Source organism: Bacillus cereus group sp. MYBK95-2 (assembly GCF_051915225.1).
GTDB classification, from domain to species: Bacteria; Bacillota; Bacilli; order Bacillales; family Bacillaceae_G; genus Bacillus_A; species Bacillus_A cereus.
Genome location: NZ_JBQAEH010000008.1, coordinates 214,658 through 227,405, shown reverse-complemented (window position 1 = coordinate 227,405; position 12,748 = coordinate 214,658). Strand labels below are relative to the sequence as shown.

Here is a 12,748-nt window from a genome sequence, read left to right as displayed (position 1 = left end):
AACATATGCATTATACTCTAATAAAAACGTGAAAATTGTAAATTTTTAATCAAAATCTTACTTCGTATATTGAAAAATAAAAAAGTGAGAGAGTACAATCGTTTTACTCTCCCACCTCTCTTTATGCGAAGCACATAAAATTACTAATTTGTTGATAGCGATAACTTACTTTACGACGACGACCACCTTGCCAAGTGTAACCTGATACTCCGTTTCTTCTCACTTCAGTCGGAAAGAACCATAAATCCCTTCCAAAAGGTCCAGGACGATGTAAACGTAAATAGCCCCATCTTCCTAAACAGTTACACATCCATGATTTCATATTGCCTGGTTGTGCCGGAGAAGCAAATGTAGCCGGTAACGATGGCGCTTGTGACGGTGGTGGTGACGTTGGAGCATCCTCCGCATCATCTGGTCTGTAATCTTCTTGTTCAATATCTCTCACTTCATTTGTAGGTTCATACCCGTAGTTTTGTGGATTATAATACATCGCTTGATCATATGGATAATTTTGTTGGTTATACATATTAACAAATCACCTTCTTTTCATTCATTACCTTTATCATTCATATGTGATATGCCCTCTCTAGGAAGCTTATGTATAGCCCAAATTCAACTTAAAAAGCTCGTATTATTAAAAATACGAGCCTTTCAAAAATAGAATGTGTTTATTATTTCCTTAACTTCACACTATAAAAACGCATTTCATCTAACGAACCTTCAAATTCAAATACTTCTTGTTTAATTAATTGTTTCAAGCGATATTCTAAGAAGGTATCTCCAACCAATTGTTCAACAAGACCAAGTGCTTCACCAATTACTCTAGGAGCTTTGAGGAACTCTCGATCAGCACCCACACTTTTCGCGCATTCAATTATAAATTGATCAAAATAATCTTCTTGTACAAAATGCACTTCATTTTCTTTCCACACTCTTAAACATTCTATGCTTTCCGATAATCTATCCCACTCATGTTCAAACTTCATGCGCTTCTCTTCAGTTAAATAAGGTAACTTTATAAAACTTTTTTGGAATAGAGCTAAACTTTCAGGTGGTAATTCTCCCGTTCCACGAATATCATACTCTTGTTTTAATATTTCTCTACTTGCTTCAGACGTATTAATAACTCGAATGTTTTTCTTATCCTTTAATTGTGCTATTACAAAACTTAGGCCTACATGTTCATGTGCATTATCAGCCTTCCAAATTGTAATAGGTGTTTCAACAGGAATAGTATGTAGTTCTTCTATAGTTGCTATAAATCTTGATAAATATTCTTCTTCAAAATAACTATCATAAGCAGTTAAGTTATTTATTAACCACTCCTGTCTTGCTAGTTGCCCCTCATTCGTATGCAACCTATATATCGGTCCAATTGAAAAAAATTCCGAAAAAGCAACAACACTCTCTTCAAATAATTCTTCTTGACTTAACATATATTTTAAGCAACCAGCCGTTGAATCATCAAAAGCAATATGTACGTGCGTACTGTCTTTTACATTCCTTTTATAAGTAGGATTACTTGTTAATTGTTTCGGAATATCCATCAAATTTTTAATTGTATCTTCACTATAGTTTTCTTCTAATAAGTTTAACTGTATGAGAATACTTTGAAGTAAATCTTTAGCCTCATCTTCGTACATATCCTCTACAGCATTTTTAATTTTATCTATCACACAAATCCCTCTATTCATTTCAAAAATAACGTAGATTATAGTGTATCATTTTAGTATAGTTCTTTAAAGTCAAATCCAGATTACTACAGCAATCTGGATTTTCAACAAAAGCTCTCCTTATATTTTTGAATTGCTAAATATTTTTACTTTGAAAATCCTTGTATCTAAATGTATAATTATATAAAAACAAAAATATAGGAGCTATATTTATGGATAAAGTACTTACAAATTATAAACATTACTTAAAAAATTGGAGATTTATATTTATTTGCATACTACCTGCTATTGCCTTATTCGTTACTTTCGATGTCATCTTTGAACTACTGTTTCATCAAAATTTCTACTTATCTAACTTAATTTCTGCTATCATATTATTTTTAATATTTATTAACGTTAAAGATAAATTTAAAATTAAAGGCTAAAAAACACTATTTCAAAATAGCCCTTTATTATTGCATCCTACTATAAAATAAGGCTCATAGTAGATTTTCATAAAAAATAAGAGCACCCTGCAATTAGCTGCTCTTATGTGATTAGAGGTTTTTTCTGAGTATTAAGTAGGACACGAAGATCTTGTCCTACTACATAATATATGCTTGTGCTTATTATTTCGTGCATGTATTAAGCAACATGTTCAGGTACTTAATATATGCACAGTCATTGCTAAAAAATCTACTCAAAATTTCACTGCACAATTTCATATTTATAAATTAAAAAACATCCTCAATGGATGTTTTTTATCTAAAGATTTTAAGCTTCCATAAACTTAGCCGGTACACCAATTTTTTCAACTACAGAAGATATATTAGTAGGATTAATCATTACATTTTCAATACATACTAATTTATTTTCTAATATCCCATTCTCTGTAGTAATAAGTTCTTCAAACCGATCTAAAGTCATTGAGAATTTATGTTCACTTCCACCATTCATACTAACTTTTACATACTTCATAGTGTCACCGCCTTTCATAATAATTTACATTTCGACAAGAAGGCGCTTACATCCTTTTTATTTACCTCTTAGATTTCTCACGTTTATATATATTTTGAGAACGGAAACTACTATTATTCACTCACAAAATTATTGCTAATAAGAAAGATAAAGATAAAAATGCACAAAGTGGAATATATAAACCGGTATCCATTCTTGCAAAGTGCGTATCTTTTTGTCGTTTAAAGATACCAAAATAGTTAAATTCACCAATTACTCTAATAGAAAAGACGATCATACAAATCCAGGAACCGACTTGAATAATAACATTAGGAACTGCAAAATGAACAATATTTGCTTGTTGCAACAAAATTATTGCTGCCATACTTAATAATAATGCAATGACCAATGTCATTCCGGCACGAGGTGTAAACGCCTTTTCCCCTGCTTTAGTTGGAATAACACTATTTGTCCCCCAATTACCTCCGAAAGCCCAATATACATGTAAAAAACTAACTAAGAATAATATACAAGCAGATATATATGTAATGATAAGCATTTTATCCTCCCCTTATTTCATTTTGGTTCCCACCTATAAAATATGCTGTTCCCCCCACATTAGCAACCTTCATTTCATTACATAAAAAAACCGTAATGATTTATCAATATTAAGATAAGTCATTACGGGGTTATTAAACCTCATTATGCATTATACCTATTTCTTCGGCGTTCCATCCTTGTTTGACCTTGAACTGCATTTTCTTTGTATGGATCTATTTGCTCTGTCATTTCATATGTTGCAACTGGTTCTTCGTACTTATACTCATGGATCTTTTCTGGCATTTTACTTTTAGATTCTTTCCCACCAAACTTAAATAGTTTCATCTTTAATTTCGGCAATCTTGGAAGTCGAATCTTAATTGATAATCTTTTGCGTTTCTTTTTTGGTCCAAGTAGATTTATATTTTCTTGATTATCTTTCTCTTTGCGGTGAATGAACATCGCAAGTAATCCTCCTAATACAAGTCCTCCAATTAATAGTAATATATATACATAATGGCTTGTCATTAAACTCGTTATGCGTTCAAGTATGACTAACGACTGTACTTCTTTTATATCCCATAGTAAAGCGGCCCATAATGAGAATAAGCCCAAAGTAAGTCCATATGTACGAAAACGGAATAAACATGGAATTAACGCGACACATGCAGCAATTTTCGCATTTGCTATGATTGAGCTTGTTGCAATATCTTGATGCCAAATAACTAACAGTAGTGTTATAAATGGCGCATACGCTATCCAACTGCATATACGTGAATACATCTTTTTAGCAAAATAACTACCGAAACTAGTAAAAAATAAAAGCCCTCCAATATATATAGATTGTTCTAGAGGGATTTGCTTTGTAAGTCCTGCAATTGGAAAGAGGCCGCTCAATAGCATTAAGAGCACATCTAATTTCTTCACAATTCCCCATTCCTTTCAAATTTTTTCAATTAATAAAAATCGTTTTTCCATATGAAATAGTTTTTGTATTTCTAAAAAACATATTAATCCTGTCTGCACATAAAGTAAATATGTAAACGAAAAGATACTTGACAAAGGATATCCTTATTTACATAAAAAAATGACAAATCCTGATCGATATAACGAGCAGGATTTGTTTACTAGTATTTAAAGTAGAATAATTGAATCTTTCTTTTCTACTTTTACTACATCTACATCCAATTCATCATCAAATTCTTTAAACTCTCTTGCATCTATGTCAGTAATATAACTCTTTATTACTTTTTCCATATGCATGGAATATGTAATGTGTACATTCTTTTTCGAAAGCATACTAGAATTACAGCACATGTAATGTATCATTTTAGCGATATAATCCCTTTCTACAGGTTTTACACCCAATGGTAAAATTTCAAGTATATATCGCTGAAAAATCCCACTACAATTAAGTGAATATTCACCAGTGCTATAATACATCCCTTTTTGATCTGTATATAAGCCAATGCTATCTAGAGCATCATCAGATTCTATTACACCGTAACTTGGTACATCAAAACCTGTATTTATTCTAATAATATTTAAATTTGGAACCTTTAACACCTCTGGAACAATATCAGGTAAAATATCTGTATTAATTTCTTTATTTTGTAACTCTTTTATCCAATACCTTCTCAAATTTGCATCTACAATGAAATAAACTTGTTCATTTTGTTCTTTTGCATATTGTACAATTTCCATTAATGTTTCGGAAACATATTGTTTAAAAAGAGCTCCCATATCATTTCTCTTTGATGGTTGTGGTAAAAATGCATTATGTTTATTTATATTTAATAATACGTAATCAATCGTTTGCCATTCTGTATTCCCATATAATTTATATAAAATTTCTTTTCCTTTTATTTTTGAAAGAATAGGTAAGAAATCAAATTTCGATATTCGTTCAATTGATAAATTAACATATATACAAGGTAAATTTATCTTATTCCAACTACGCTTCAAAAATCCTTTTTGCTCTAATAAACTAAAAACACTATTTACAATTGTTTTACGAGATACACTTTGGCCTATAAATAAATTAATAAATGTTGAAATACGGTTTGCTCGTGCAAATCCCTCTCTAATGATTTGTTTTGGATCAATTTTTTCTCGTCCATCACAATTTTTCAATGCGATTAATGCTAATGTCGCATCACTGCGCTCGCCCGCGGTAGCATAGACAGCTTTCGTAACATCATCTACAAGATTTGTTTTATATTTTTGGCAATATTGCATTTTATATGGATTTTGTAACACCTTTTCAATATTGTATCTCACAATCTTTAATAACACTGGAAAATCTGTATTCAATACATAAGAATTTTCACCAACTTTAGTCAAAACAATTTGACTCTCAAGTAATGTTTGTTCTATTTCCAGCACTATATCTTCAGACCAAACTTCTAATGTTAATGTCTCTAATCCTTTTGGGGCAAATAAAGGAAATAATTCATTTTTGTTATTTGTAGCTACCTTTTTACATTCTGGAAGTATTGTGAAATAAGAGAATTTACGCTGAAATTCTTTAAATAAATACTCTCTTTCCTTTACTGTTATACCCGGTTCTATTTTAGTACCTTGAACTTTATAAATTCTCTCATTGTATGGAAATAACACCCTTTTATTTTCTCCTACAATATAATCTTTCGGATATTGGAGAATATGGTCTAAATCCACCTCTCCCCCTATTTGAAAATCATCTTTTAAATTTCTAAATATCTTAATCCATTTCATGCCGGTTGTAGCTTGTTGTATTTTTAGTTTTACAAACCGTATTTTTTTATTATTTGACGCAAACTCTGAGGTAGAAATCAATATCATGCCTCGTTTCCGTCTTAAAAGTAAAGGAATATCTGGGTGATTATATTCTTGATATTACGAAGGATTTTATGAGTATTCAGTATTAGTGGTTTCTATATGATTAAGTCTATATTTGAAGGTAACATATCAGCGATATTTTTTATCTATTTCTTATAGGTGTTAGCAAGTTCGTTTGCAAACTTGTTAGCACTTTTTTATATTTCTACTATTCTGTATGCTTTCACAAATATATCAGCTCTTCAAGCTCTTTTTCCTTATAATAGATAATAAAAAAAGGCGGTGTGCGCCGCCTTTTTTTATTGTTTTATAGTTATTTTATATAAACGGATGTTAATTTGAAGAAAATATAATTAACCTTGCCTACTTTCAGATCCTCACATATTTTCTTTCAAGACTTTTAAAGTCAATCGCTGGGAGGTAGTTCTTAATATTATCAAGTAATTCTTTATGCCTATCAAACAACTCTACTTGATTTATAATATCCATAATCTCATCTATCTCTTTATAAGCAGAACCATTTATCTTTATAAAATTATTCTTAAAACATATAATAATCATCTTTATAGAAAGATCAATTTTTTTCTTGCGTAAAATAGAATTATTGTTAAAAATTTCTTTAATAAAATACTCAACAAAATTTAGTTCTATATTTTTATTAGAATTTAATTTACTATTTTCAATTTCAGTAAGTATCTTTTCAATCCTTTTCAATTCTTCATCATTACTCTCTTCACAAATGTTTAGTATAAGTTTTAGTAAAGTAGAGGATAGCTCTGTCGTTGTCAGTATCTCTAGTAGCCAATTATAAATATTTTCATTAAACGGAGTAACTTGAATATAGAATCGAAGCAAGTCAGGAAGCAGTTCATGTAAAATTTCCTGATTAATCTTTGATACATCAATATCACTATTTGGAACAATCTCATACATTATAATAGGAATAATATTACGATTTAAATATGAATCTTTTATTTCACCTAACAAAAGGTCGATAACTGTCTTTTTATAAAAAGACATATCATCTCTACCAATTTCATAATAATGACTCATACCTTGAAAAGAAGTGAAAGTAGATTTAATTACATCATTTGGTGCAAATTCATAAAACATTCCACATACATATTGCTTCAAACAAGAATTCTTTGTTTGATTAATGTACAAATTTAATCTTTCTTTTCCTATATCTTTATTCGGTATACATTCTCTCAACATTTCGTAAAATTTCCCAATATTGGAGTTCAAAAAATAATTTATATCGATAAACTGTTCATTTGGTATTCCCTCAATGAATTGCTGTTCAAGCACAGAATAATCTAGGTACGTAAGAAATTCATAAACTAATTCTGGATTTACTTTTGTTAAACTTTTAAATGTTTTAAATGTCTCATATTTGATATTGTCCTTTTCGACAACTTCAATAAACTTGTAAATCAATCCTTTCTTATCAGGGTGATTTTGTAGAAACACACTAATAGCTTGTGAATACAATTTATTTAGCTTTTCAACTTTTAATAATTCTTCCACTATTTTTTCTCCTTTTTTAGGTTCTATTTCAAAAAAGGATATTAATTCTTCATTCTGCCACTCTACACTGAATGCACATAAGGTTAGAGTGTTAACATTTTTTTGACTTTTACGGCTTACATTTAGTGTTTTAATTATGCTTTCAACCGAGAGCTCTTTTAACTCTTGATTGTTTATAAAAGGTTTCTTCAATACTTGACCTTTTTGAACAGGAGAGGTTCCATCTTTGTATTCATCAAGAGTTTTGTTTCCAATGCGTATATCAGGATGATTTTTCAAAAATAAATTTAGTTCATTCCCAAACGATACATCTGTATAGTCAATTTCCTTTATCACTTTCTCGATAATTCCTGGATACTTAATTTCCTTATTATCTAAATGAACAAATAATTTTTGCACAAATTTAACTTTATATAGCGAGTCATTTGTTAGAGATTCCAAATTTAACTTTCTTTCTTTTAAAAGTAAAAAAAGTAATTGTGCACCCATGTCGTATTTTAAACTATACTCAATTGAGCTAAAACAAGATATACTTTTAAGTAATTGTATTATTTTCGTTTCTAACTCAACATTATTAAAATTAATAATAGGCAATATACTTATGATTAGCTTTTCTCGATAAAGAGCTGGATTATTATTAAGAATAAAAAGTATCCAATATAGATATACTTCATTATCTTGAAATGCATTAATTATTTCCTCATACAAACCCGATGAAAATATAAGTTTTAAAACTGCTAATTTCTCATCGGTGCTACCTACATTTTTTTCTATGTAGTAATACTGATTCACTATGGTAATGAACGCTCTAGTGTTTTGGTTATCATATCTTGTCACTTTATTAATTAATTCTATAACAATCTTTTTTTCTCTACCCTTTAATTCCGAAAAGTTCATTGAAAGAAACGTCCAAAAATCTGAATATTTATGTGCATCCACTATTTCCCCGTTTTTGATCAGCTGTGAATTAAATGAAGCTGTTAAGATTTCTCTTGTTTTCTCTTTTTTATTATTTTCCATAACATGTTTATAGAAACGATTAAGAAAATAATAATTCTCCTTTGCAATATATTTATCAATTATACTATTATCTGCATTATTAAAGAGTTCATTCCAATCATTTTCAGTATCTCTTTTTGTTCCTTTATCTAATTTATCCACAAAATCCTTTATAAAGATTGGAAGTTTTTTGTAATCCTCACCATAACGTACTACATTGATATTTCTCTTTTTAAGGAAGAATTCTTCTTCTACATTTTGAAAAAATTCTCGGTTATTAGGTGGTACATCGCTACGATCCGAAAGCAAAGCGTAATAATTCGCTTTACTGTTTTTCGTCCTATCTAAGAGAGTCAAAACTTCCTCCTCATCCATACTACAACCAATAAAGATAATTGATATATTTTTCTTCTTCCTGAGTAAAGATGTTATACTCTGTAATTTTGATTGATTATCTAGATATAAATGAGAGTAGGAAGAACTTGAATTAATAAAATATATTGGCTCATCAATATCTGGAGTACCGTGGAGATGAATTACAGAAAACACCTTTGGAAATTCTGGTACTTCATCAACTTTTTTATAGATGCTTATATCTTTCCCTTTAAATTCAGAATGTTTTTCAATTTGATTGTCATAATTTGTAGTAATAAATAGGCATTCTAATTTAACTAACTCTTGTAAGACTGGATTAATTCTAATATTCGGCTCCCAATCCATGAATTTATATTTCTCATATTTCAGTACATTGTCTTTAAACCTATCTTTTGATTTCCCCTCAATATCTTCAGGATTAGATCCCTTTTGTCTACAATACTTTTCAATAACTTGATGTACTATATCAATCTTTCTTTTTTTCTCAATTTTTTCATTCATTTTTAAATTTTTCAAAATGTTAATATCTTGTGATTCTACTTTAGAGTAGTATGAATTCCCATCAATTACCTGCCCTAAATTTAACACCCAATAAGAGATTAATTCATCGATATATTCATCCCAACTAGGATAGCCTTGTATCCTTGAGCATCCTGCACCTATAAAGAAAATTAAAGATTCTTCATTGTGAGATTTAATCAAATCAGGTAAAACAGTTTCTAAATTTTTTTCATATTTATTAATACTTAATTCAGCTGTCATTGTTGTCTCCTTTAATGTATTTAATTAATAATATAGAGTTAGTAGCATAACTCATCGTTTTCCTAGGATATAGCACTACTATATGAAAAGAACAAAACCTATTATCCTCTTCTATATAATATTCTTGTGAAATTATACCATATAATTCCACTGCATTAATAATAGAACTACTCTAGCATAAACCGAGTATACTCATACTAAGGCAAACTAAATAATTGAGACATTTTAATACACTAAAAAAGTACACCTCCAATTGTCTTTCGTGTCTAACAATTGGGAGGCACATCAAACAGGACGACTCTTATTTTTGTTCATAAAACTATTCTTTTGTTTTATTTTTTAATGTACTCGTACCACCAGTTTCTTTCATCCATCCAAGCTGTAATCTTATCAAGCTCGCCATTAGGTAGTACTTCAGTTTGTAAGTAAGCTAAACCAGTTAATGGATCAGAGACAACCTTCCCTTTTGTTCCACGCTCATTCATAGCATTTACGACTTCCTGAACCAGTGAAATACCAAATCCACCAGATTTAACGTATTGATAGCCACCATTAGCAACAAATTGTTCTGTTTGTTCCTCTCCTGTAAACCAAGATAATGATTTACTACCAATCAATTGGTTCAAATCACACTTACCGATACCAGGTACATTACCTGTCTCTGTGTATTGCCAAATATCGCATGGATAAGCTGGTTTATTACCTCCATAACGAGGAATCCAAACAAAGTCAGCTTTTACATTTGCCATACCAAACGGAGCATACATATGATGACCAACGTATAAACCAACTTTCTGAGCACCTAATCGGCGTAGTTCATCAATAAATGCTTGTGTGCCCGCTCTCATATCATTCATTGTTTTTACTTCAACATCTGCAACCCAGACTGTCGCGCTCTTGTCTCCACGTTCCCAGAAGTCACGAGCTTCTATTCTTGCATCATTTTCAGAAACGAAACGACAGAATGCATAGTTACCAAAAGGAATACCATGTTGCTTCATGGCTTGTACATATCCTTTATACAATGGATCTACATAATTTGAACCATCTTGTACACGAGCGATGATGAAATCAATGTATTGCTTTGCTATAGGCCAGTTAATGTCACCATTCCATTTTGAAATATCAATAATTTGTCCCATTACTTAACATCTCCTCTTCTATCTTCTTGTTTTTGTTTACCGCCTAAAATCTCAACTGCATTTGTTAAAGCTTGCGGAAGCGGAATACCCATTCGTCCAGCATTTTCTAAAAGTGAAAGTAACTCATTACCCATGAAGAAGAAAATTGTTGCTTCACGAATAGCACTGTTACTTCCTAACGCTGCATCTAATTGAGCTGCCGCTCCAACTAAAAGAAAAAGCACCACCTTTTTGGCGATGCCTTTGAAACCAACTTTACTTTTTAATTCTCCGTTATACCCTGCTGCAATCATGCCAGTTAAATAATCAATAACTGCCATCGTTACTAAGATTTTCAATGTTGCATCCCATCCTCCCAAGAAATACCCACAAAAGCCACCAAATGTAGCAATAAATGCTTTCATTAATACATCAATACGATCCATCTTTCCATCTCCTTATTTATAATAAAAAAAGAGAGACGCTTGTCCCTCTTTTCTCAAAAAACATTCAATTGTATTAATCCAAGTAAGTTTATTTGTCTGTTTTATCAAGATCATCCGATAATTTCTTTAAAATATCACGTGATTCTTTCTTCTCTTCATCTGTTAATTTAGCATTCTTACTCTTTGCTTCCAACGATTTAAGTACTTCCATGTATGTACTATCTTTAGTACATACAGTGTCTGTATAAGAGTCGCCAATAGCTACTAATGAATAATACGTTTCTTTATTCTCCTTAGGCACATGCCCTAGAATATACAAAACTCCATCTTTACCAATGCTTATAGAGTTATTTGAAGTACCACCATGGAAAATAGGAGATGACCACTCGGTCTTCCATTTCAGTGTCCCATCTGGGTTTAATGCATATAATTGTTGAGATGAATGAACATAAATCACACCATTTTTATCGATTACTGGTGAGTTAATAATAACCTGAGTACCTGTTTCATATTTCCATTTCAGTGTATAGTCTGGATTATATGCATATACACCACCGCTTTTAGCTATATAAATGGTTCCATCTTTTGAATATATTGTAGGAGCAGATTTCGAACTAATCTCATCCTGTTCCCATTGTTTCATTATATTTCCATCTTTATCTAAAACGTATATAATAGACCCACCATTTATATATAATTCGCTATTTAAACCTAAAGAAAAACCAGGATTACCTCCATTCCCCTTAATCTTTTTATTCCATAATTCTTTACCGTCTTTGTCATGAGCATATAGATAATAATTTTCACCACTTGAAGATACAGTATAAATAATTCCATCCTTTGACATAAGCATAGAATTAGTTCCCGTTGTCGTTCCTTTAAACAGTTCACTTGATACCCATTTTTTTGATCCATTTGGATTATATGCGTGTATTGTTCTCTTATCATAAGCAGCATAGCGTACATAAAGTGTACCTTCACTATCTAGAACAGGAGTATCAACATAACCATTATCTTTAGTTTGCCATTTTATTGAACCATCTGGATTTAAAGCTGTTAATTTTCCTCCTACAACATAAATAGTTCCGTCTGCCGCTATAACAGGTGAAGTGTAAATATTCGCTATACCATCTTTAACCCATTTAACTGAACCATCTTTATTAAATGCATACAGTTTTTGGTTTGCATTTCCTATATAAATCGTCCCATCACTTCCAATTGCTGGTTGACTGTAAAATGTTTGAATACCACCTTCTTTGTAAAAAACCTTATACTCCCATTTCACTTTAGGTGTTTCTGGTCCAACGTAAGGTGAATTTTTATTCCAATTCTGACCAAAAGAAAACTCAGCTTGTAAATCATACTTCCCTTGTTCAAATTGTTCACCTTGTGCGCTTGATGTTTCTGCTTTTGTCATTGAATTAGGATGCAACCCTACCATCAAAACAAACAACAACATCATTAGCATAAACTTTTTTTTCATAATATACCTCCTAAATGCGATATTAAATTGTATGACAACAAAATCATATTTATTATATATTATAAT

The 12,748-nt window shown here is 30.7% G+C and carries 11 protein-coding genes; 1 reads left to right on the top strand and 10 read right to left on the bottom strand.

The genetic code is table 11. The features are described from left to right. Window positions 1-121: 121 nt before the first annotated feature. Together ACTFN4_RS23760 and ACTFN4_RS23755 are read right to left on the bottom strand one after the other, a co-directional pair. A complete protein-coding gene (locus tag ACTFN4_RS23760; RefSeq protein ID WP_439962908.1) occupies window positions 122-526 on the bottom strand; it encodes a hypothetical protein in 405 nt (134 codons plus the stop codon). 145 nt (window positions 527-671) lie between these two features. Then, on the bottom strand, window positions 672-1,676 hold the full coding sequence (locus tag ACTFN4_RS23755) for a DUF1835 domain-containing protein (protein ID WP_000565681.1): 1,005 nt from the start codon (window positions 1,674-1,676) through the stop codon (window positions 672-674). 209 nt (window positions 1,677-1,885) lie between these two features. Here ACTFN4_RS23755 and ACTFN4_RS23750 point away from each other — a divergent pair, with 209 nt between their 5' ends. Next, the gene (locus ACTFN4_RS23750) at window positions 1,886-2,098 is read left to right on the top strand and encodes a hypothetical protein (protein ID WP_000362067.1); all 213 of its coding nucleotides are present in this window, start codon (window positions 1,886-1,888) and stop codon (window positions 2,096-2,098) included. A gap of 328 nt (window positions 2,099-2,426) precedes the next feature. Here ACTFN4_RS23750 and ACTFN4_RS23745 read toward each other — a convergent pair whose 3' ends face one another. From ACTFN4_RS23745 to ACTFN4_RS23710, 8 genes are all read right to left on the bottom strand, one after another. Further along, window positions 2,427-2,630: a hypothetical protein gene (locus tag ACTFN4_RS23745; RefSeq protein WP_000878369.1), complete on the bottom strand. Its 204-nt coding sequence runs from the start codon at window positions 2,628-2,630 to the stop codon at window positions 2,427-2,429. 121 nt (window positions 2,631-2,751) lie between these two features. After that, window positions 2,752-3,168 (bottom strand): DUF3995 domain-containing protein, encoded by a 417-nt coding sequence (locus ACTFN4_RS23740; RefSeq protein ID WP_000905568.1) that lies wholly within the window; start codon window positions 3,166-3,168, stop codon window positions 2,752-2,754. Between the two features lie 143 nt (window positions 3,169-3,311). After that, entirely contained in the window at window positions 3,312-4,076 is a 765-nt protein-coding gene (locus ACTFN4_RS23735; protein ID WP_000732180.1) for a DUF3959 family protein, read from the bottom strand. Window positions 4,077-4,283: 207 nt separating this feature from the next. After that, window positions 4,284-5,966, bottom strand: coding sequence for an RNaseH domain-containing protein (locus tag ACTFN4_RS23730; RefSeq protein ID WP_140158321.1), 1,683 nt, complete (start codon window positions 5,964-5,966; stop codon window positions 4,284-4,286). Window positions 5,967-6,338: 372 nt separating this feature from the next. Next, window positions 6,339-9,632, bottom strand: a complete 3,294-nt coding sequence (locus ACTFN4_RS23725; RefSeq protein ID WP_439962907.1) for an SIR2 family protein — start codon at window positions 9,630-9,632, stop codon at window positions 6,339-6,341. A gap of 332 nt (window positions 9,633-9,964) precedes the next feature. Then, window positions 9,965-10,774, bottom strand: coding sequence for a GH25 family lysozyme (locus ACTFN4_RS23720; protein ID WP_439962905.1), 810 nt, complete (start codon window positions 10,772-10,774; stop codon window positions 9,965-9,967). Continuing rightward, window positions 10,774-11,199, bottom strand: coding sequence for a phage holin family protein (locus ACTFN4_RS23715; RefSeq protein ID WP_070179436.1), 426 nt, complete (start codon window positions 11,197-11,199; stop codon window positions 10,774-10,776). The genes ACTFN4_RS23720 and ACTFN4_RS23715 overlap by 1 nt, the downstream gene beginning before the upstream one ends. A gap of 88 nt (window positions 11,200-11,287) precedes the next feature. Beyond that, window positions 11,288-12,682, bottom strand: coding sequence for an outer membrane protein assembly factor BamB family protein (locus ACTFN4_RS23710; protein ID WP_439962904.1), 1,395 nt, complete (start codon window positions 12,680-12,682; stop codon window positions 11,288-11,290). Between the last annotated feature and the right edge of the window lie 66 nt (window positions 12,683-12,748).